Here is a 21,296-nt window from a genome sequence, read left to right on the forward strand (position 1 = left end):
CGTGGCCGATTTTGTCGATCCGATCAAGACCGAGCGCCTCGTGCTGCGTCCGTTCACCGCGGCCGACGAGGCCGACCTACTGGAGTTCGAATCGTTGCCCGAGGTGGCCAGGTACCTGTTCAACGAGCCGTTCGACGAGGAGGACAACGCCAGGGCACTGGCCAAGCGCCGGAAGCAGACGTCGCTGGCCAGGGAGGGTGACACCCTGGTGCACGCCGTCGAGTACGACGGCAAGGTGATCGGCTGGGTGCAGCTGGTGTGGGTCAGCGTGACGCATCGGCAGGGCGAGTTCGGCTACGTCTTCCACCCCGGCTACGGCGGCAAGGGGTTCGCCACCGAGGCCGCGGTGGAGATGCTGCGGATCGGGTTCGAGCGGCTCGGGCTGCACCGGATCTACGGCCGCTGCGACGTCCGCAACGAGGCGTCGGCGCGGGTGATGGAGCGGATCGGCATGCGCAGGGAGGCGCATTTCGTCGAGGCGGAGATCTTCAAGGGCGAGTGGGGCGGCGAGCTGCACTACGCCATGCTCGACCGCGAGTGGCGGGCGTCGAAGTGGGCGAGCTGACCGCGCAGGGCACGGGCGGCGGGGCTGACCGGTCCTTCGGTACGCCAGGCGAACCCGAGCCGCCCGCGTAGCGACGGGCGGGTGATCCGCAGCGGCACGACGCCGTCGTGGTTCACGGCGATGGTCTCCGGCACGACGGCGACACCGAGGCCGCGTGCCGCCAGCCGCACCAGCGCCTGCGGGGTGCCCGCCTCGAACGGCACCAGCGGCGCGAAGCCCGCGGCCGTGCACGCGTCGTCGAGAATCGACCGGATGCCGCCGCCCGCAGGCAGGCAGATCAGCCTGCGGTCACGCAGGGCGCTCAGCGGGATCGTGGAGCGCCCTGCCAGCGGGTCGCCCGGGCCGACCGCGGCGAAGATCGCCTCGTCCGTCACCACCTGGGCGGTCAGGCCCGCGGGTGGCTCGGTCCCGTAGGCGACGATCGCGGCGTCCAGCCTGCCGTCGAGCACGGCGGTGACGAGGGCGTCGTTGTCGTCCTCGGTCAGGGTGATCTCCACGGCCGGGTGATCGTCGTGGAACCGCGCCAGCAGCGCGGGCAGGTCGACCGGATGTGAGGTGACCATGCCGATGGAGACCTTCCCGCGGACCAGCCCGGCGAGTTCGTCGACGGCGAGCCGGACGCCGTCGACGGCGGCCAGCGCGGCGCGGGCGTAAGGCAGAACTGCCGCTCCCGCGTCGGTCAGCCGCACCGAACGGCCCGTTCGGTCGAACAGGTCCTCGCCGAGTTCCCGTTCGAGGCGCCGGATCTGCGCGCTCACCCCCGGCTGCGCCACGTGCAGCCGGGCGGCGGCCCTGGTGAAGCTGCCCTCGTCGGCGACCGCGACGAGGTACCTCAGCTGGTGAAGCTCCATGTCATGAGCTTTACCACCCGGCCGCGAACGCGGCGAAGTCGGCGGCTTCCGCCGTCCCCAGCTCGCGGTACAGCGCCAGCGCCGACGTGGCGTGCTCACGGGCCTCGGTGTGGCGGCCGAGTTCGTGGAAGGCGCGGGCGAGGCCGTCGTGGGCGCGGGCCTGCTCGTAGCGGAAGTGCACCTCGGTGGCCAGCCGTAGCGCCCGCCGGTGATGCTGAACGGCCCCTTCGGGATCGCCGCTCGCCCTGACGGTGAGGCCGAGGAAGTTGGCGCCCTCCACCTCGAGTCCCACGTCGCCGTTCAGATGAGCCATCTCCACGGCCTGCTGCCAGTGCTCGATGGCCCTGGGATAGTCACCTCGCTCCCGGGACAGGTCGGCGTAGCTTCCCCGGACGTAGGTCCCCATCGCGCCGTTGCCGGACTCCTCCGCGATGGCCCGCGACAGGTCGATCAGTTCCTCGGCCTCGTCGAGTCGGCCGAGTTGTTGTAGGGCGATGCCGAGGTTGTTGGCCGCGATGGCTTCCGCGTCGCGGGACCCGATGACCCGGGCGATGGCCAGCGCGCGCTCGTAGTGCTGCCGGGACTCGTCCAGCTTTCCCCGCATGCCCAGGTTTGTCCCCAGGGAGTTCGCCGCGATCAGCTGAGTGACGCCGTCGTTCGCGGCGCGGCCGAGCGCGTCGGCACGGAGGCCCGCGTCGATGGCCTCGTCGAGCCTGCCGAGCCGGGAGAGGGTGCCCGCCCGGTGGACCAGCGCCCTGCCGGTGTTCGGCGACTCCAGCTGCACCGCGGCGGTGTGCAACGCCAGTGCGTCGTGATACCGGCCGCTGATGTCCAGATACCGGGCCAGGACCGAGGAGAGGTGCGTGACATGCCGCGCGGAACCCTGCGCGGTGATGGCGAGCAGGATGTCGATTTCGCGGTCCAGCCACCGGTCACCCCGGGTGATTTGAACCGGTGGTCCGGCGGGTTCGGGCATCGGCGGGTAGCGATGCTCGTCGTGCGGATTCCAGCGCATCGCGGCGACCGAGGCGAGGTAGCAGTAGCGGTCGTAGAGCCGGGTCAGTGCCGCCGCCCGGTCCTGCTCCGAGTCCACAGTGGACGCCAGCTCGGCGGCGTAGAGGCGGACCAGGTCGTGCATGCGATAGCGGTCGGCGTCGACCTGGCCGAGTAGGTTCGCCGTGGTCAGCTCCCGCAGTGCGGGCTTGGCGTCCGCACCGGTCAGTGCCGTCGCACCCGCCAGCGTGACGACCGGACCCGGCGCCAGCCCCAGCAGCCGGAACGTCGTGGCGGTACCCGGGTTCAGGGTTCGGTACGACGCCGCGAGCACCGCCCGCAGGTTGGCGGGCACCTCGCCGGCGTCCAGTGCGTCCAGCCGCGTGTCCCGCAGCTCGTCGGCGAGTGCCGCGAGTGGAAGCCCGGGCTGGGTCGCGGCCCGGGCGGCGACGATGCCCAGCGCCAGCGGCAGGCCGGCGCAGTGCCGCAGCAGGTCTGCCACCGCGGCGGGTTCGGCTTCGGCCCGGGCCGCGCCGGCGGCGCGGGTCAGCAGGTCCGTGGCCTCGGTGTCGTCGAGGACGTCGAGCGGGAGCGGGCGTGCGCCGTGGGTGGTGACCAGGGCGCCGAGCTGGTTGCGGCTGGTCACCAGGACAGCGCAGGTGGCACCGCCGGGCAGCAGCGGGGCGAGCTGGGTGCTGTCGCGGGCGTTGTCCAGCACGATGAGCATTCGCCGGTCGGCCACCAGGCCCCGGTACAGCGCGGCCTGCGCGTCCAGGTCCGGCGGGACGGCCGCGACGCCGAGGCCGTCCAGCAGGCCACGCAGCGCCGACGCCGGCGTCACCGGCTCCTCGACCGGGTCGAAGCCGCGGAGGTTGAGGTAGAGCTGGCCGTCCGGGAAGTCGGCCGCGTGGTCGTGTGCCCAGCGCAGTGCGAGCCAGGTCTTGCCCATCCCGCCGCCACCGACCACAGACACGACGGTGGTCTGCCGTAGCGCGCCGGTCAGTGCGGCCAGTTCCCGCTCGCGGCCGGTGAAGGCGGGCGGCGGCGCGGGTAGCTGCCGCGGCACGCGCCTGCCGCTCGCCGGCGCCGTCAGCGTGGGGTCGGCGGTGAGGATGCGCTGGTGTAGCCGCTGGAGTTCGGTGCCGGGGTCGGTGCCCAGCTCGTCGGCCAGCCGTTCGCGGAGCCGCCGGTAGTGGTCGAGTGCCTCGGGCTGCCTGCCGTTGCGGTACAGCGCCAGCATCAGCTGGCCGACCCGCCGCTCGTCGACCGTGGCACCGTCGACGCGGGCGAGCAGCTCGGGCAGCACCTCCGCGTGCCTGCCGAGGCGCAGCATCCGGTCGTCACGGTCCAGTTCCGCCGTGACCCGCCTGCGGTCCAGGCTCGCCCGCAGCGACTCCAGCCACGGTGTGTCGGTTGTGGACAGTGGCGGGCCCTGCCACAGGCCGAGTGCCTCGTCGTACAGCTCGACCGCCCGGGCGTCGTCTGTGCAGTCGCGTGCCCTGGTCAGCAGGTCGTCGAAGCGGTGCAGGTCGACGGTGGCGGCGTCGACCGTGAGCCGGTACCCCTCCGGGCGCCGTTCGATGGTGGCGACCCCGTCGAGGGCGCCGCGGAGCCGCGAGACGTAACCGTAGAGCGCCTCGCGGGGTTGCCGCGGCAGGCGTTCGCCCCAGACCCGGTCGATCAGGTCGGCCGCGGTGACCAGGCGGTTCGCGTCGACGACGAGGGCGACCAGGACGGCGCGCTGGCGGGCGTGCCCGAGCCACACCGGCCGACCGTCGACCAGCAGCTCCAACTCGCCGAGCAGGCGGAACCGGACGTCCACCCGCACCCCCTGTCACCTGGGACTTCAAGGTTTCCTCCCAGCTTTCCACACGGCGGCGGTCCCAGCCTTGGTAACCAGCCGAGAAGGGAGTCCACGATGAGCCTGCTGGACCAGGAGGCGGCCCGCGCCGAGGCCGCCGACCGTGCCCGCACAGCCGACGAGACCACCGAGCCCGACGACTGACCGCTCCGGCCGAAGCTCGTGAAGGCCACCTTCACCACATGAGACGTAATGAAGGTGGCCTTCACGAGCTCCGGGCCAGGTCGGAGGAGACCGTCTGGTTGCGGCCGGCGTCCTTGGCCAGGTACAGGGCGCCGTCGGCGGAGTTGAGCAGTTGCCGGATCGTGGTGCCCGCCGCCGGGTAGAGCGCCGTGCCGATGGACACCGACAGCCCGGTCACGTTGGCGCCGTTCAGTTCGATCTCGAGTTCGTTCACCGCGGCCCGGACACGCTCGGCGACCGTGCGGACGTCGTCCGGGTCGGTGATGTTCGGCAGCAGGACGACGAACTCCTCGCCGCCGAACCGGCCGACGGCGTCGTTGTGGTCGCGCACGGTGCGGGTGATGGTGGTGGCGACGACCTTCAGGATGTCGTCGCCGCCGAGGTGGCCGTAGCGGCTGTTGATCTCACGGAAGTGGTCGAGGTCGATCATCAGTAGTGCGATCGGCCTACCGTGCTGGTCCACTTTGACCAGTGCCTCTTCGGCGACCGCCGTCCAGCCGGTCAGGTTGAGCAGTCCGGTCTTCTGGTCGCGGTTGACCGCCGCCTCCAGCTGGCGCACGTGCAGGGTCCGTTGCAGGAACAGCAGCGGCGGCACCACGAGCACGGCCAGGACGGGCTGGGTGACCAGCGCGAGCGCGTTCAGCGCGCCGAGGCACAGGGTCGCCAGTTCGAGGCCGTTGTCCGACCAGGTGCCGAACAACTGCACCGGGGTACGCCCGACGGTGGTCCGCGCGGGCAGCACGATCAGGGCGTTGACCACGAAGTACGCCCCGATCGCCGCGAGCAGCACGGCCGCGCAGCGCCAGCCGCCGTTCAGCACGCTGCGCAGGTCGGTGACGCCGCCGACGGTCAGCACGGTGTGCGCGGCATGGCAGGTCAGCACGATGAGGCTGGCGTTGTTGACCGTGCGCCAGGTCGGCGCGCGGTGCAGGCGGTGCCAGCTGCGGGCGGCGAGGTGGGCGTAGAGGATCACCGTCAGCGTCGCGGTCAGCGACGGCGGCAGCACCAGCACGGCCGCGAACGTCCACACCGACGTCATGTTGATGTGCAGCGTGCTGCCGACCCGTCGCCGTACGCGCTCGAAGTGGCGGCCGAGTTCAGCCTGCACGATGGCGAGTGTGATCATTACAGCCAGCAACGCGAGCTGACCTGCCGTCGGCGTGCGGTGCAGCCACAGTGTGGTGGCCACCGCCGCGGCCTCGGTGGCCAGGCAGTAGACGACGACCCGCGACGGCTGCGACCACAGTGCCCAGCGCCGCGGGGCGACGATCGCGTTACGAAGTCGGGTGGGTGGTTCGGAACCGGTGACCCTGGTGCGGATACTCATGAGTACACCCCGACGATCCACAGCGAGCCGGGAGAGGAGCTTCGCCATGCGTAACCGCGACAACTGATCATCATGAGGCGTTCACCCGCACACTCGAATACGCGTGGTGGTAGCCGAACGCAGCCGGCCCCACGAGGTCCAGACCACCGCTGGTGGTCCATCGTGGATCGCAGGGGGCCGCGACGACCGTGACCCGGTGACCGTACCGGAGAGCCTCGGTCGTGATCGGCTCACCGGTATCTGTTTCCAGTACGCAGATCAGGTCCGGTGTGGACGCCAGCACCGCACCGCCCTCGCCGCGTGCGAGGAGGAACTCGTTCTGCATCGACAGGACGAGCGCGCCCACGTCCGTTCGGCCGATCGATTCGACCGTCGCGGTGCCCCGGGCGAAGCCTCGGCTCGTCGCGCGCCGCACGTCGGTGATCTTGCCTGTGGCGAGGTGGACCCCGCCGAGCACGTCGACGGCGGCGGCCACCGGATCGGCGTGATCCTCCCGCGCGGAGCGCACCGCCGCGCCCAGTCGCTGTGCCAGCGTGACCGTCCCGCTGACCAGCCCGTCGGCCAGTTGATGCCCTGCCAGCAGGGTGTCCGCGGTGAACACCGAGCATCCGCTCTCCGTGCACACCGCACGGGCGATGCGCTCCGCCCACCGGTTGCTGCCGGTCTCTACCAGGGTCGTGTTGCCCTTGTCGTCGGTGATGGCCATCGGCGTGGCGCTGACGCCCGCCAGCGACGGCAGCGTCATCTGAGCCTCGGGGAACGCGCGGCCCATGCCGTCGCCGTCGACCAGCGGCAGCCCGGTCTCGACGGCGGCGGCGACCGGGACCAGCGAGTTCATGCCGCCGATCTCGATCGGCACCAGATGCGTGGCCCGCCTGCCCGTGGTGCGTTCCAGTGCCCGCAGGGCCGCGACCGCCTCGCCGCCCTGCGGAAGTTTCTCGGTGGACACGGTCGGCGCGCCCATCATGGCGACCGGCACGACGACCGCGTCGGCGGGCACCTCGTCGACGCTCACCAGCGTCGCCGGCCCGTTCAGCTCGATCGCACGTGTGGCCAGCAGCATGCCGATGTGCGGGTCGCCGCCGCCACCACAGCCGAGGATCGCGGCTCCCCGCGCGATGTCGGGCAGCACCCCGGCGTCCAGCTCACGCACAGGACACCTCCGGCTCCCCGGGCAGCCGGTCGATGTCCAGGTCACCGACGGCCTTGATCCGGACCCTGGTGGCACCGCTGGTCAGGTAGGCCAGCGGGATCTCCTCCAGCGCCACCACCCGCACACTGCCCGCGCGGGCGCCCGCCGCCTCGGCACGGGCGACGGCTTCCTCCTTCGCCTCCGCGAGCACGTCGCGGCGCCTGCGGGTGCCGAAGTGAACGACTCGGTCGACCTCCCCGCCGACGGCCGCGATCGCCGCGCCGATGGCGTTGGCGACCGCGTAGTGCTCGGGCCTGCGCAGGTCGGGCAGCTCCTCGGTGGGGTGGGGGAGCAGGACGCTGCCGCCGCCGACGACCACGGCGGGCAGCGGCTCGGGTGAGGTACGCATCCGGTCGACGGCGTCGGCGATCCGCCTGCCGATCCCGGCCAGCACCCGCCGGGCCCGGGCCGGATCGACGCCGTCCAGCAGCGACCGGTCGCCGACGTCGGCCCAGCCCGCCGCCGTCGCCAGGTCGGTGGCGGTCAGTGTCGACCCGCCGAACGCGAGCGCGCGGGTGGTCAGGTCGTGCCCGACGCTGTCCGGGCCGACGGTGTCGCCCCGCACCAGGCTGCCGCCGCCGATGCCCAGCGAGAGCAGGTCGGGCATCCTGCCGTTGGTGCGCACGCCGGCCAGCGTCGTCAGCGACGACGCCTCCCGCGGCACGCCGCCGCTCAGCACGCCGATGTCCGTCGTGGTGCCGCCGATGTCGATCACCGCGCAATCGTCCACACCGGACAGCAGCGCCGCGCCACGCATGGAGTTCGTCGGCCCGGACGCGATGGCCCTGATCGGGAACCGGCGGGCGTGGTCCAGCGCCATCAGCGTGCCGTCGTTCTGGCTGAGCAGCAGCGGCGCGGTGACGCCGGAGTCGGCCACCGCGGCCGTCAGCGCGGCGATGGTTTCCTCGGCCAGCTCGCCGAGCGCGGCGTTGAGGATCGCGGCGTTCTCCCGTTCCAGCAGCCCGATGCTGCCGACCTCGTGCGAGCACGTCACCCGCAACTCGGGCACGGTCTCGCCGACGATCTGCGCCGCCCGCAGTTCGGCGTCGCCGTTGACCGGCGCGAACACCGACGACACGGCCACCGCGCGGACGCCTTCGCCCGCCAGTTCCTCCGCCGCGGCCCGCAGTTGCTCCGGGACGACCTCGGACAGCGTCGAGCCGTCGTACTCGTAGCCGCCGTCGCACAGCCGCCACCGGCCCCGTAGCGCCTCCCGCAACCGCGCCGGCCATCCGGTCATCGGGGGAATCGCCGCGGTGGCCGGCAGTCCGAGCCGGATCGCCGCCGTCGGCGTGAGCCGCTTGCCCTCGACCAGCGCGTTGGTGAAGGTCGTCGTCCCGATCATCACCGCCCGGACCCGCGCCGCCACCGGTTCGGACAGCAGGTCCCGCAACGCGTTGCGTACGCCGCCGGTGACGTCGGCGGTCGTCGGCGTCTTCGTGGCGGCGACGACATCGGTGCCGGACAGCAGCACCGCGTCGGTGTGCGTCCCGCCGACGTCGAGGCCGATCCTCATGAGCGCACCTCCTCGCGACCGCTGGTCGGGCCGTCGGCGAACGAACGCAGCAGCCCGGCCTTCGCCGCGACCAGGTACGCGACGGCGGCCACCGCCAGCGAGTTCAGCGCGGGGATGCCCCACTGCGCCTGCTCGGTCCACCAGCCGAACGCGGCCGCGCCGAGCCACACCACCAGCGTCGCCGGGACCCAGCCCGGCTCCGCGGCCGGCAGCACACCGTTCGCGCGCGAGGTGTCCAGGTCGCCGCGCCAGCGGCGCACGACGAAGTACTCGGCCGCCATGATCCCCGCGATCGGCGGCAGCGCGACGCCCAGCAGCGTCAGGAAGTCGCTGAACCGCTCCAGGATTCCCGCCGTGGACAACGCGGTTCCGACGACGCCGATCACCGCGGTGACGACCACGCGGCGGACGCGGGTCCGGGTGAGCGTGGCGATCCCGTTGACGACGGCGAGGCTGCCGCCGTAGAGGTTCCAGTCGTTGATCTTGACCGTGGCCGAGACCAGCACGATCACACCGGCGACCCCGGAGGTCGCCGCGACGATGGCGACGATGTCGCTGGAGCGAACGGCGTAGGCGACCAGCACGCCGATCAGGCCCATCACGTACTGGCCCAGCGTGATCGACACGACGCTCTGCTTCACCACGTCGGCGGCGGTGCGGTTGAACCGCGTCATGTCCGGGGTGATCACCGCGCCCGCGATGAACGAGCCCGCCACGATCGTCGCGCCGGTGGCGATGGAGATCGGATCGCCGAACGGGCCGGACGCGGCGAGGTCGCCTAGGTCGTGCTCGGACAGCTGGCTCACGATCGACCAGCCGGCGAGCACGAGGAACGCAGGGACGGTCACGTAGGCGACCCAGGCCATCCAGCGGAAGCCGAACAGCACCAGCACCGTCACGGCCAGCCCGGTGATCACCGACCAGACCGGCAGTGGCAGCGCGCCGACGAGCGTGTGCATCCCGCCGGCGAACAGGCTGTTCTGGATACCGAACCAGCCGATCAGGCTGACGCCGATCACCAGCGCGATGAGCGCGGAACCGTAGCGGCCGAAGCCGGTCCAGCGCGCCAGGACCGATGTGGACAGTCCTTCACGCACGCCGATGATCCCGACGACGATGGCCACCAGCTCCAGGATCGCCGCGCCCAGGGTGAACGACCAGAACGCGCCCCACAGCGACAGGCCCGCACCCAGCGTCGCGCCGAGCAGGAACTGGGTGAGATCGGACAGCTGGCCGAACCGCTGGACGGCGACCGTCCACCATGGATAGCGGGCGCGGTCCGGTACCCGTTCCAGTGCGTAGTCCTCGCCGGTCTCACCGCCGTGCACGGGACGCCACCACCCTTCGCGGCGACGGCTCGCGCAGGCCCGGCCGGGGCGGTCCCTCGGCGACGACGTTCAGCGTCATCGCAGGCTCGCTCAGGTACGGCAGCGGTGTCTCCCGCACCGCGGTGACCCGCACGCCGCCGGGGTCGGCACCGGCGAGGACGGCCGCGGTCCGCGCCGCGGCCCTGGCTTCCTCCCGCACGCCGTCGGCGTCCGGCCGCCGGGCGGCGACGATCCGGTACGCCCTGCCGCGCACCGCGGCACACGCCACCCCGACCGCCGCGGCCGCTTCGGCGTGCGGCGGGCGGCGCACCGTGGAGACACCGGGAATGCGTGCCGGCAGCCGGGCCGCGAGCGCGGTCGCACCGGCACCGGCCAGCAGTACGGGGAGGTCATCCGGCCCGGGTTTGGCCCGGTCGAGCGCCTCGTCCAGGGTGGTGTTCGCGGTGGAGACCAGCGCCGGAACCCTCAGCTGGGTGGGAATTCCGGCGATGAGCGTCGGCCCGATGTCCAGCCTCGGCATGCCGTCGGCGAGCGTGCACACGGCACGCTGGCGTCCGTCCACATCGGACAGCAGCACGAGCGCGTCCGGTACCCCGGCGAGCCTTCCCGCACCAGCCGCCGTCGCGGCGTTGACGCCACCGTGCAGCGGAAGCGGGTGGGTCACGGCGTGGTCCAGCGCCGCCACCGTGCCGTCGTGGCAGCCGACGAACACCTCGGCGTCACCGAAGCCCGCGTCGGCCAGCGCGGCCTGCAGTGCACTGCCCTGCGCCCGCGCGCGGTGGATGAGCGCGGCCTGCAGCACGGTCGCGTTCTCCCGGTCGAGCAGGCCGAGCCCGCCGAACTCGTGGGAGGTGACGACCGGCATGGCGTCGCCGAGGCGCCGGTGCAGCAGTGCGGCCGCCTCCAGTTCGTGACCGGGCCGAACGGCGGCGAACACGCCGGTGACGGCGACCGCGGCGGCGCGTCCGGCGATGCGGTCGGCGAACGCCGAGACGGCCGCCCGGTCCAGCGGCTCGAACTCCTCACCGTCCAGCATGGACCCACCGGCGACGCAGGCCGTGTCGACGGCGATCCGGTCCCGCAGCGGAGGCGGCCACGCTCCCAGCGGCGGTACGGCCGTGGTCGCCGCGCCCAGCCGCAGCACCGCGACACCGCCGATGCCGGGCGGCCAGATCCCGTCCGGCCAGCCGGCGAACCCCGCGACCGCGCTGGCCGACACCAGCACCCGGTCGACGTCACCGGGGACGATGCCGCGGGCGCCCGGCTGCTCCAGCAGCGCGCCGGTCAGCCCCGCGACGACGGTGTGCCAGCTGGAGTCCGGCGCGGGCGCGGTCGTGCCGGTCGCGGCGAGCACCTCGTCGTCCGGGTCGAGCAGGGCGGCCGAGACCGAGTCGTCCGCCCAGCACAGGCCCAGGCGGAAACGCGGCTGCGGCAGGTTCACGCGGTTACCCCCAGCGGGTGATAGTCCAGGCTGAGCCCGAACGCGCGTGGCCCGACCAGGTCGAGCCCGGCGGGGGTGAGCCACTGCGGCGGGCAGGGCAGCGCGGCGATCACCAGCCGCAGGCCGTATCGCAGGGCGTCGGCGGGCACCGGCCGTCCACTGTAGACATCGAAGGCGGAGATGATGTCCGGCACGGTCGCCCGCACCTCGCCGTCCTCGACGGCGGCGAGGTACTCGTGACCGACCTCCAGGCGCAGCCACCGGCTGGCGTCCGCGCCGATGCCCTCGACGACGGCGGCGGAGCGTGCGTTGCCCGCCATCGGGGTGCCCGCGGGGTGGGCGTGGCGCATGTCGGTGACCCTGCCCTCGATCAGCCGCAGGCCGCCGAACCGCTCGACCAGCCGGTCGACCACCGTCGCGGTGGTGCCGCCCTCGGCCGCGGCCTCGGTGAGCGTCGCGCCGATGGCCAGCGCCTTGCCGACCGAACCGGCCACCACGGCCGTGCCGGCGTCGCGGGCGCTCATCACGTACTCGCTGCTCGCGCCGCGGTCGCCGAACCCGGCCGTGACCTGGCGGGCGAGCCGTTCCAGCCAGCGGCCGTTCTCGGCGTTGACCAGCACGACGCGTTCGTGCTCGTCGGCGAGGACGGCCGGCGCCGGGGTGATGCCGGCCAGCTGCATGGACACCTGCTCGACGCCGGGGAACGCGCGGCCCATGCCGTCGGCGTCCAGCAGCGGCAGCCCCGCGTGCGCGGCGAGCGCCACCGAGCCGGGGCCGTTGAAGCCGCCGATCTCGGTGCACATCAGCGCGCCGACCGGACGGCCGAAGTGTGCCTCGACCTGGCGGCGGATCGACTCGGACTCGTGGCCGGTGCCGATGCGCTCCATGGCGATGTCCGGCGCGCCGAGGTAGGCGCACGGCATCACCAGGTCGTCGGGGTGCAGGTCGGTCAGCGTCACGACCGGAACCGGGCCGTGCTCGGCGATGGCGTGCGCGGCCAGGGGCAGTGCACCGGCCGCGGAGCCTCCGCCACCGGCTCCGAGCACGTCGCAGCCGACGGCGAACTCGGGAAGAGCCGGCAGGTCCAGGAGCACAAGCGTCACCGTAGCGAAATGGTCACCCAACGTGGCTGTGTTGGTAGTATGAAAACTTTCGGCGGCTAGTACTGACCGTATGAATCTGGGGACTGGATGAACACGGTTGCACTACACGGTGTTCTCGCAGGTGGTGACCTGCCGAGATTGATAATGGTCGCTGGAGACGACGAACGCATCGTCCGTTCGGTGCATGTGCGTGACACGCTCGACACCCTGGGTGACCTACCGGCCGGTGCGCTCGCCGTACTGACGCCGTCGGCGGCCGGTGCCGCGCACGGTCACGTCTTCGACATCGCGCTGCGCAACGCCGCCATGGCCGGGGTCGCCGCGGTGGTGCTGGCCGGTGTCGAGGCCGCCGCGGTGGAACGCAGTGCGCAGCACATCGCCGACCGCAACGGGCTCGCGTTGCTGGTCGCGCCCGAACCGGTGGAGCCGGCCAGGGTCGTCGCCGCGGTCGCCGGGGCGTTGCGTGGTGACCCGGTCGACTCGCTGGCGCAGATCGACGAGGCCTGCAGGCGGCTGCGAACCGTTCCGGCCGAGCCGAAGGCGGTACTGGAGGCCGCCGGTGCGGCGCTGGGGACCCGGGTCGTCGCGCGGGCGACGGCGGGAACGGGACCTGCGGTGCCGGTACCGAGCGAGGGCGGTGGCCCGGTCGGTTACCTGGCGCTGGCCGAGCCGTCCCGTTCGGCCGGGCACGAGGTCGCCGTGCTGGCCGTCCTGCAACTCGCGGCACACACCTACGCCCACGCGCTCGCGGCGCAGCGGCGGGCGTCGCTGGCCGGTCTGCGGGACCGGGGCAGGCTCCTCGGTGAGCTGATCTTCGCGCCGGACAGCGAGCGTGGGCACCTCGGCGCGCGGGCGCGGGCGCTGGGGATGCGCACCGACGGCTGGCACCAGGTGCTGCGGTTCACGCTGGCCTCGCCCGGTGCCGACCAGCTCGACACCGTCACCACGCTGGTGCTGGAGGCCGTGCGTGACGACGACCGCTGGTACTGCACGCTCATCGGCGGCGATCCGCTGCTGGTGCACGCGCTGGGCGGGGCGCCGGGGCCGTCGACCGGGCGGGCGGCGCAGCGTGCCGCGCGCGCCGGCATCGACGTGGTGCGCGAGCGGTTCCCCGGCCTGTCCGTCCGGTGCGGGATCGGCAGCGCGCAGCGTGGCGAGGAAGGACTGCGGACGTCGGCGGCGGAGGCGAAGGCGGCGCTGGTGATCGGCCAGCAGAGCGATCCGCCGCAGGAGGTGGTCGCCATCGACGCGCTGAACCTCAACCGCATGCTGGTCGCCTGGTACGCCGCCGGAACCGCCCGGGCGACGGCCGACGAGCTGTTGTCGCCGCTCACCACGGACACGCGGACGGCCACGGACAACGTCCGCACGCTGCAGGCGTACCTGGACCACCAGAACTCGCCCAAGCAGGCGGCGGCCGCGTTGAAGATCCACGCGCAGACGGTCAACTACCGCATCCGCCGCATCCGCGGCCTGCTCGACGCCGACCTCGACGACCCGGACCAGCGGCTCGCCCTCCAGCTCGCCTGCCGGGCCTGGCTGCTCAATTAATGGAGTCGACTCCAAGTTTGGAGTGTGCTCCAATATTGGTGTGGGTTTACGCGAGCGCAAGAAGCAGGAGACGCTGCGGCGGATCTCCGCCGAGGCGATCCGGCTCTTCGTCGAGCGCGGGTTCGACCGGGTGACGATCGCCGAGGTCGCGGCGGCCGCGGACGTCTCGGTCAACACCGTCTACAACTACTTCCCGGCCAAGGAGGACCTGGTCTTCCCCGGCGGCGATGCCCTGCCGGACCGGCTGGCCGACGTCGTCAGGACGCGGCCGGTGGGCGAGTCGGCCGCCGGTGCGGTGCTGGCCTACCTGCGGGAGGCGCTGCGGTCGCGGGACCGCGAGATCGGGCTGGCCGAGGGGTTTGGCCGGGTGCTGGCGATGATGCTGGCGACCCCGGCGCTGGCGGCGCGGCTGACCGGGCTGGGTGAGCAGATGGTCCGCTCGCTGGCGGTGGTGCTCGCCGAGGAGACGGGCGCCGCGCCGGACGATCCGCTGCCCCGGCTGGTGGCGAGCCAGATCGGCTGGCTGCACAGCCTGGTGTACGGCGAGGTCGGCAGGCGGGTGCTGGCCGGTGACCGGCCGGACGACATCGCGGAGTCCACTGTGGACCTGCTGGACAGCGTCGAGTGGCTGCTCGGCGATCGGATCATGAGCTATGCGGTGAGGGAATCGTGAACGTGTTCAGGGTGCTGGTGCGGGGAAAGTTCGACGGGCTGGACGAGGCCCAGAAGGCGAGCCTGCGCGGGAGCGGCGGTCCGATGTTCAGTGCGGAGGGTTCGTTCACCTTCGACAGCAACGTCACCGCGTTCACGTTCCGCTGCCAGGTGCCCGCCGGGCCGGACGACGACGAGCGGGTCGCGCGCGAGCGGGCCACCGAGGCGCTGCGGGCGCACGGCCTGCCCTACCGTGACCTGGCGTTCTCCGTGACCGACATGCGCGACATCCGCGTCCGCCGCAAGCGCTGAGTTTGACCCCGGCGCGATTAGTCAACTAATGTTGCTTGCATGCCGGACGTACCCCAGGATCCCGCCGACGCGCTGGCGGCCGTGGTGGCGCTGCGGCGCCTGGCCGACCAGCTCGAGGACGCCGCCGTCGAGCACGCCATGCGGACCGGCTGGGGCTGGCCCAGGGTCGCCGAGGCGCTGGGGGTGACCCGCCAGGCGGTGCACCGCAAGCACGTCAAGCGATTGATCGACGCCGGAGTCGAGCTGAGGAGACGCGAGTCGTGAGCGCCATCGACCACTACATCAACGACATGCTCGTGCGTGCGGAGCGGGAGGCTGTCGACGGCGGCTCGGGCACGATCGAGGCCGAGCACCTGCTGCTGGCCCTGGCCGGCGAAGGCGGTCCGGTCATCCGCGAGGCGCTCGCGTCGACCGGCCTGGACCACGCGTCGATTCTCGCGGCGCTGGAGCGGGAGTTCGACAAGAGCCTCGCGGCGGTCGGGGTGTCGAGGGCGGCGTTCGACCTGCCCCGGCCGACCCCGAGGCCCGGCAAGCCGAAGCTGGGGGCGTCGACGAAGCTGGCGCTGGAGCGTGGTTTCGCGCTCGTCCCGAGGAAGAAGGACTTGCGGCCGGTGCACCTGCTGCTCGGGGTGCTCGCCGCGGAGGCGGGCACGGTGCCGCGGGCGCTGGAGGTGGCCGAGGTCGACGTGCCCGCGCTGCGTGTCCGGCTCCGGGAGTCGCTCCACAGCTCGTGAAGGCCACCTTCATCACATGAGACGACAGAAACTCGGCCTTCACACCGGACAACGGGCTATCCGCCCACGTGTCCGCGGCAAGCATGCCGTGAAGGGGGCACTCACGGCATCAGACGCCAGGGCCCCGGCAAAGTCGTGGGCAGCGTCGGCCTGGGGCCGTCGGCAGGGGCGCTGTGGTTGCGTCTTGCGCAAGTATGGTGCCGTTGCTGGCGGCGAGCTGCGGGGGTGTTGTCTCGTTCGTGGTGGCTGGTGGGGTGGGTGTGCTGGCTGGTGCCGGTGTGACAGGTGTGCCCGCCTGGCGGGTTCGCGTCAGGTACGTGAAGGCCACCTTCATCACGTCTGGCGACAGGAACTCGGCCTTCACGCGATCCCAGCTGTCCCGCTGGCATCGCAGGCCACGGCAGCCCCACCAGCCACACCCGTAAGACAGCAAGGGAGCTTTACTACCCTTCTTCGCTAGTAAAGCTCCCTTGCTCACCCCGGCGCCCGACTTTGCCGGGACCCTGACGTCTTACGTAATGAAGGTGGCCTTCACGTGCTTGAGGACGGCGTGCTGCCGACGTGCGGGAGGCCCGCCAGGACGCGGACCGTGTCCACCAGGGCGCGGACGGGGGTCTCCGGGGCGATCGAGCGGAACAGGCCGAGGCCCACCCCCATGGCCAGTAGCGCCACACCCAGTTCCTCCGCCGGGATGGCGGGGGTGATGCCGTCAGCGTCGGCCACCGACGTCACGGCCGTGCCCGCCGTCGAGCTGAACGCCGCGATCCGGCGCGCCAGTTCCTCCCGGAGTCGCGGGTCGCGCCCGGCGTGCACGCCGAACTCCAGTTCCAGTGTCGTCCACTGTGGATCGCCGATCACCCGCTCGGCCCACACCTCGAACCGGCGCAGCCGTTCCTCGGTGTCCGGCGCCCGCAGTACCTCGGCGATCTCCATCGCGTGCTCGGCGCGGATCTCGTCCAGCACCGCCATGCACAGCTCGTCCTTGCCGCGGAAGTTGGAGTACACGGCGCCCTTCGAGAAGCCGGCGGCCTCGGCGACCTTGTCCAGCGACGTGGGCTGGTAGCCGTCCCGCAGGAACAGTTCCCGCGCGGTGGCGAGCAACTGCGCCCGGGTACGGGCCTGGCTCTCGGCTCGGGTCAGTCGTGGCACCCGGACAGTCTAGCCATTGACATCCTGCGGGAACTCGAATACCAATGGTATCCGAAAGGGAGTGGTCGCATGGCACCGCAGTACGACGCCGTCATCGTCGGGGCGGGGTTCGGCGGCATGGGGGCCGCCATCCAGCTCAAGCGGCTCGGCGTGGACAACCTGCTGATCCTGGAGCGGGAGGACGACCTCGGCGGCACCTGGCACGTCAACCGGTACCCCGGGCTGGCCGTCGACATCGCGTCGGTGACCTACTCCTACTCGTTCGAGCCGAACCCCTACTGGTCCCGCCTCTTCGCACCCGGCGCGGAACTCAAGCGCTACGCCGACCACGTCGCGGACAAGTACGACCTGCGCAGGCACATGCGCTTCGGCACCGTCGTCGACGGCGCGGTCTGGGACGACGAGACCCGCACCTGGACCGTCCGGATCGGCGCCGAGCAGGTGACCACGCGCTACCTGCTGACCGCGACCGGCTTCCTCTCCCAGCCGAAGATGCCCGACATTCCCGGCATCGACTCGTTCGCGGGCAAGGTCATCCACAGCACCGCGTGGGACGACGACTACGGCCTTACCGGCCGCCGGGCCGCGGTGATCGGCACCGGCGCGACAGCCGTGCAGCTCATCCCCGAGGTCGCCAGGAAGGTCGCCGAGCTGACTGTCTACCAGCGCACGCCCATCTGGGTCACCCCGAAGCTGGACGGCCGGATTCCGCCGCTGGTGCAACGCCTGTTCGCCACCGTCCCGCTGGCACAGCGCCTGGCCCGGCTGGTCAACACCGCCATGCTGGAAGCCCTGATGGTCGTCGGCGTGCTGCACTACCGGCAGGCCAGGGCGACCAACCGGGGCGCGGAACGGCTGGCCCGCAAGCACCTGCGCCGTCAGGTTCCCGACCCGGAGCTGCGCCGCAAGCTCACGCCGGACTACTCCTTCGGCTGCAAGCGGCCGACGTTCTCCAACGACTACTTCCCGACGTTCACCAAACCACACGTCCACCTGGAGACGACGAGCATCGAACGGGTGGAGCCGGACGGGATCGTGACCGCCGACGGCCGCAAGACCGAGATCGACACGCTGCTGCTGGCCACCGGCTTCGACCTGTGGAACACCAACTTTCCCGCCATCGAGATCATCGGCCGGGAGGGCCGCGATCTCGGAAAGTGGTGGCGGGACAACAGGTTCCAGGCCTACGAGGGTGTGACGATCCCGTACTTCCCCAACCTGATCTGCCTGAACAGCCCGTACTCCTACAGCGGACTGTCCTATTTCACCACCATCGAGGCACAGATGAAGCACATCAAGCGTCTCTTCGGTGAGCTGCGGCGACGCGGCGCCACGACGTTCGAGGTGACCCAGCGCGCCAACGACGAGTTCCTCGACCGCATGACGGTCAAGCTCGGTGACTCTGTGTTCTACCTCGGTGACTGTTCGACGGCCCGGTCGTACTACTTCAACCAGCACGGCGAGGCCGCCCTGCTGCGGGCGGGCTCGACGATCGGCACCCACCGCCGGGCGGCGAGCTTCCCGCTGTCCGACTACGCGTATCAACCCTAAGTAGGACCGTGCGTCGCCCCGCGGGGCGACGCCGCCGGTGGTCACGCACCGTCAGACTCACCCCATGAGGGAGCACCGCAGGCGGGGCATGGGGGCTAGCCCCACCCCAGCTCGGGTGCTGACGTCACTGTGCCGGGAGCCTCAGCGCGCCAGGCTTGGTGATCGTAGGGACCGACGTATCTGGGTGGGACTGATGATGGTGACCAAGCTGTTGCGCAGGTATCCGTTCACCGTGGGTGGCCTGGCCATGATCGTGGTGGTCGGGCTGGTCTTCGGCACGTTCACCACGGCCGTGGAGGACAAGCCGTGGAGCGAGGCGGTGACCTACGGCCTGCCAGCCGTCATCGAGGGTCGCTGGTGGACGATCCTCACCGGACTCCCGTTCGCCATCACCCCGCTGTGCTACATCGCCGTGCTGGGCAGTTTCGCCGCGTTCGTCGGATTCGCCGAGCATCGGATCGGCACCGGACGGACGGTGGTGGCCTGGGCGCTGGGCCACGTCGTCGGCGTGACCGGCGCGCTGCTCGTCCTGCTCGCGGTGGACGGCCCGCTGGCCGACGCCGGTGACGTCGGCCCGTCGGCCGGCACGATGGCCGTCGCCGCCATCGTGACCGCGACCCTCGCGCCCCGGGCCCGCCTGGTCATCCGGATCGGACTGCTCGCCTACGTCGTCGGCTCGATCCTGATCATCGGCAGCCTCGCCGACCTGCTGCACCTCGTCGCCGTCGTGGCCGGCCTGCCACTCGGGTCGCTGTTCACCCGCAGGGCCCGCCCGCCTGCCGACGCCGACCGCGCGCTGGACCTGCTGCGCCGCCACGGTGGCGGCACGCTGTCCTGGATGACGACCTGGCCCGGCGCCGAGTACGTCTTCGCCGCCGCCGGTGACGGCTTCCTCGCCTACCGCAGGCACGCCGGGGTCGCCATCGCGCTGGGTGACCCGGTGGGCTCGGCGGGCTGGCGGCGGGCCGCCCACGCCGAGTTCACCGCGCACTGCCGCCGCGAGGGCCTCGTGCCGTGCTGGTTCTCCGTCGGCGAGGCGACGGCCGACGCCGTCGGCACCCGCCGGGTGCAGGTCGCCGAGGACACCCTGATCGACCTGCCGGAGCTGGCCTTCCGCGGTAAGAAGTGGCAGGACATCCGTACCGCGCGCAACCGCGCGGCCAAGGAGGGCATCGAGTTCCGGATGGTCACGCTGGCCGATGCCGACCCGTCGGTCATCGCCCAGGTGCGGCAGATCTCGGCGTCCTGGCTGAAGTCCAAGCACACGCCCGAACTGCGGTTCACCCTCGGCGGCGTCGACGAGGCCATGGACCCCAGGGTCCGGGTCGGGATCGCGGTGGACGCGGACGGCACGGTACACGGGGTCACCTCGTGGCTGCCGATTCTCGACGAGACCGGTCACCCGCGCGGCTGGACGCTCGACCTGATGCGCAGGCGCGAGGACGGCTTCCGGCCGGTGATCGAGTTCCTCATCGCCGAGTCCTGCCTGCTGTTCCAGGCCGAGGGCGCCCAGGTGGTGTCGCTGTCGGGCGCGCCGCTGGTGCGCACCGCGGGTGGTCCGGCCGGGCTGCTGCAGCGCGGCCTGGACCTGGGCGGCAGGCTGATGGAGCCGCTGTACGGCTTCGGTTCGCTGCACGCGTTCAAGGCGAAGTTCCAGCCACGCCGCGAGCCGCTGTTCCTGGTCTACCGGCACGCGGCCGACCTGCCCCGCATCGGTGCCGCCATCACGGCCGCCTACCTCGCCAAGCCGACCGTCGCCCGCCGCCTGGCCCAGCCGGTCCACAGCGGTGCGACCACGGCACCGGCGGCCGCGATGCCCAGCGCGACCACGAGGAGCCAGGTGAAGCCAGCCGTGGCGGCGAACCACAGGCCGGCGGAGTTGATCACCGTCACGTAGACGGCCTCGATCGACATCGGCACCGTGTAGTCGGTGGCCGCCGCCGACCGGCGGGCCTGTCCCATCGAGACGGTGGCGATCCAGGTCAGCTGTGCGCCGTAGGCGGCGGACATCGTGACCATCGCGGCGGCGGTCGGCCAGAACGAACCGTCGCCGGCGGCCAGCGGCAGCAGGCCGGCAGTGGCCACCGCGCACGACGCCCCGGCGACCGCCGCGAACCGCGACGAGCCGACCCGGCTCAGCACGGCACCCGCCACCAGGGCGGTCAGCAGCTGTGCCGTGGTGCCGACCGACTGCACGACGGCGATCCGGTCCATCGGCCAGCCCGCGCCCAGCAGCATGGCGGGCTGGCCCGCGGTTCCCAGCCAGGCGCCCGCGCCGAACAGCGGGATGATCACCAGCGCCCACAGCGTTCGCCGGGTCGAGGCGAAGTACCCGGCCAGCGTCCGCCACGGCGCCTCGGCGACGGTGCCCGTCGCCGCCGGCTCGGTCACCGTTCGCAGGACGAGCAGCGGGACGGCGTACACCGCGGCCAGCGCGAGAAGGGTGACCGTCCACCCGGCGTTCGAGTAGAGCAGCAGCGCCCCGCTGGAGCCGATGAGGATGGACGCGGCGGCCGACGCGACCTGCATGCCGTTGGCGCTGCCGTGATCGCTCTCCGGCAGAATCCGCACCACCAGCCCGTTCATCGCGGCGTCGTGGAACAGCGACAGCACGAGCACCACGACGAGCAGCCCGAGCAGCGCCGCCAGGTCGTCCGCCGGGTCCAGCCACGCGATGGTGACGAGCGTGGCGACGAGCGCCAGCTGGGTCCCGATGAGCCACCGGCGGTAGTGGCCGGTCCGGTCCACCACCGGTGCCATCAGGAACCGTCCGAAGTAGACCATTCCGAGCAGGTTGATGGCCGCGACGGTGCCCAGCGGGACACCGCGACCGAGCAGGATGGTGCCCAGCGTCATGAACAGGAACGAGTAGCCGATGTTGGAGACCAGGTAGAGCGCGCCTACCAGCGCCATCCGCTGGGGCCGGGTCACAGCAGCGTGGACGGGTTCGCGCGGGCGTCGGGCACGGGATGGCTCCTCACGGTGGAT

Annotated in this window: 17 protein-coding genes and 1 pseudogene; 8 read left to right on the forward strand and 10 right to left on the reverse strand. The window is 72.1% G+C overall.

Annotated features, from left to right (window positions below):
- Window position 1: 1 nt before the first annotated feature.
- Complete coding sequence (locus EWH70_RS30820; RefSeq protein WP_130479083.1) at window positions 2-565, forward strand: GNAT family N-acetyltransferase; 564 nt, start codon at window positions 2-4, stop codon at window positions 563-565.
- On the opposite strand, the gene EWH70_RS30825 is transcribed toward EWH70_RS30820, so the two are convergent.
- The 8 genes from EWH70_RS30825 to EWH70_RS30860 form a co-directional block, all read right to left on the reverse strand.
- The gene (locus EWH70_RS30825) at window positions 517-1,416 is read right to left on the reverse strand and encodes a LysR family transcriptional regulator (RefSeq protein ID WP_130479084.1); all 900 of its coding nucleotides are present in this window, start codon (window positions 1,414-1,416) and stop codon (window positions 517-519) included. The genes EWH70_RS30820 and EWH70_RS30825 overlap by 49 nt on opposite strands.
- A gap of 10 nt (window positions 1,417-1,426) precedes the next feature.
- A complete protein-coding gene (locus tag EWH70_RS30830; RefSeq protein ID WP_130479085.1) occupies window positions 1,427-4,237 on the reverse strand; it encodes an AfsR/SARP family transcriptional regulator in 2,811 nt (936 codons plus the stop codon).
- Between the two features lie 238 nt (window positions 4,238-4,475).
- Window positions 4,476-5,780, reverse strand: coding sequence for a sensor domain-containing diguanylate cyclase (locus EWH70_RS30835; protein ID WP_130479086.1), 1,305 nt, complete (start codon window positions 5,778-5,780; stop codon window positions 4,476-4,478).
- Between the two features lie 70 nt (window positions 5,781-5,850).
- Window positions 5,851-6,933 carry a DUF917 domain-containing protein gene (locus tag EWH70_RS30840; RefSeq protein ID WP_130479087.1) on the reverse strand — a complete coding sequence of 361 codons (1,083 nt, stop codon included), beginning with the start codon at window positions 6,931-6,933 and terminating at the stop codon, window positions 5,851-5,853.
- Window positions 6,926-8,488, reverse strand: a complete 1,563-nt coding sequence (locus EWH70_RS30845; RefSeq protein WP_130479088.1) for a hydantoinase/oxoprolinase N-terminal domain-containing protein — start codon at window positions 8,486-8,488, stop codon at window positions 6,926-6,928. The genes EWH70_RS30840 and EWH70_RS30845 overlap by 8 nt, the downstream gene beginning before the upstream one ends.
- A complete protein-coding gene (locus EWH70_RS30850) occupies window positions 8,485-9,816 on the reverse strand; it encodes a purine-cytosine permease family protein (RefSeq protein ID WP_130479089.1) in 1,332 nt (443 codons plus the stop codon). Before EWH70_RS30850 ends, EWH70_RS30845 begins: the two co-directional genes overlap by 4 nt.
- On the reverse strand, window positions 9,803-11,257 hold the full coding sequence (locus EWH70_RS30855; protein WP_130479090.1) for a hydantoinase/oxoprolinase family protein: 1,455 nt from the start codon (window positions 11,255-11,257) through the stop codon (window positions 9,803-9,805). Before EWH70_RS30855 ends, EWH70_RS30850 begins: the two co-directional genes overlap by 14 nt.
- Window positions 11,254-12,360: a DUF917 domain-containing protein gene (locus EWH70_RS30860; RefSeq protein WP_165436485.1), complete on the reverse strand. Its 1,107-nt coding sequence runs from the start codon at window positions 12,358-12,360 to the stop codon at window positions 11,254-11,256. The genes EWH70_RS30855 and EWH70_RS30860 overlap by 4 nt, the downstream gene beginning before the upstream one ends.
- 180 nt (window positions 12,361-12,540) lie before the next feature.
- Here EWH70_RS30860 and EWH70_RS30865 point away from each other — a divergent pair, with 180 nt between their 5' ends.
- From EWH70_RS30865 to EWH70_RS30885, 5 genes are read left to right on the forward strand one after another with little or no spacing between them, the layout of a single operon-like run.
- Window positions 12,541-13,911, forward strand: a complete 1,371-nt coding sequence (locus tag EWH70_RS30865) for a PucR family transcriptional regulator (protein ID WP_130479092.1) — start codon at window positions 12,541-12,543, stop codon at window positions 13,909-13,911.
- A 40-nt stretch (window positions 13,912-13,951) separates the two neighbouring features.
- Entirely contained in the window at window positions 13,952-14,584 is a 633-nt protein-coding gene (locus EWH70_RS30870; RefSeq protein ID WP_205669330.1) for a TetR/AcrR family transcriptional regulator, read from the forward strand.
- Window positions 14,581-14,874 carry a DUF6204 family protein gene (locus EWH70_RS30875; RefSeq protein ID WP_205669331.1) on the forward strand — a complete coding sequence of 98 codons (294 nt, stop codon included), beginning with the start codon at window positions 14,581-14,583 and terminating at the stop codon, window positions 14,872-14,874. The genes EWH70_RS30870 and EWH70_RS30875 overlap by 4 nt, the downstream gene beginning before the upstream one ends.
- Window positions 14,875-14,913: 39 nt before the next feature.
- Entirely contained in the window at window positions 14,914-15,138 is a 225-nt protein-coding gene (locus tag EWH70_RS30880) for a winged helix-turn-helix domain-containing protein (RefSeq protein WP_130479093.1), read from the forward strand.
- Window positions 15,135-15,608: a Clp protease N-terminal domain-containing protein gene (locus EWH70_RS30885; protein ID WP_130479094.1), complete on the forward strand. Its 474-nt coding sequence runs from the start codon at window positions 15,135-15,137 to the stop codon at window positions 15,606-15,608. Before EWH70_RS30880 ends, EWH70_RS30885 begins: the two co-directional genes overlap by 4 nt.
- Window positions 15,609-16,139: 531 nt before the next feature.
- On the opposite strand, the gene EWH70_RS30890 is transcribed toward EWH70_RS30885, so the two are convergent.
- On the reverse strand, window positions 16,140-16,757 hold the full coding sequence (locus EWH70_RS30890; RefSeq protein WP_130479095.1) for a TetR/AcrR family transcriptional regulator: 618 nt from the start codon (window positions 16,755-16,757) through the stop codon (window positions 16,140-16,142).
- A gap of 69 nt (window positions 16,758-16,826) precedes the next feature.
- Here EWH70_RS30890 and EWH70_RS30895 point away from each other — a divergent pair, with 69 nt between their 5' ends.
- A complete protein-coding gene (locus EWH70_RS30895) occupies window positions 16,827-18,308 on the forward strand; it encodes a flavin-containing monooxygenase (RefSeq protein ID WP_130479096.1) in 1,482 nt (493 codons plus the stop codon).
- A 193-nt stretch (window positions 18,309-18,501) separates the two neighbouring features.
- Complete coding sequence (locus EWH70_RS30900) at window positions 18,502-20,205, forward strand: bifunctional lysylphosphatidylglycerol flippase/synthetase MprF (protein WP_165436486.1); 1,704 nt, start codon at window positions 18,502-18,504, stop codon at window positions 20,203-20,205.
- Window positions 20,206-20,252: 47 nt separating this feature from the next.
- Here EWH70_RS30900 and EWH70_RS36370 read toward each other — a convergent pair.
- Window positions 20,253-21,296, reverse strand: a pseudogene (locus EWH70_RS36370) (MFS transporter); the annotation flags it as partial.

This window comes from Amycolatopsis suaedae, from assembly GCF_004214935.1.
Lineage (GTDB): Bacteria > Actinomycetota > Actinomycetes > Mycobacteriales > Pseudonocardiaceae > Amycolatopsis > Amycolatopsis suaedae.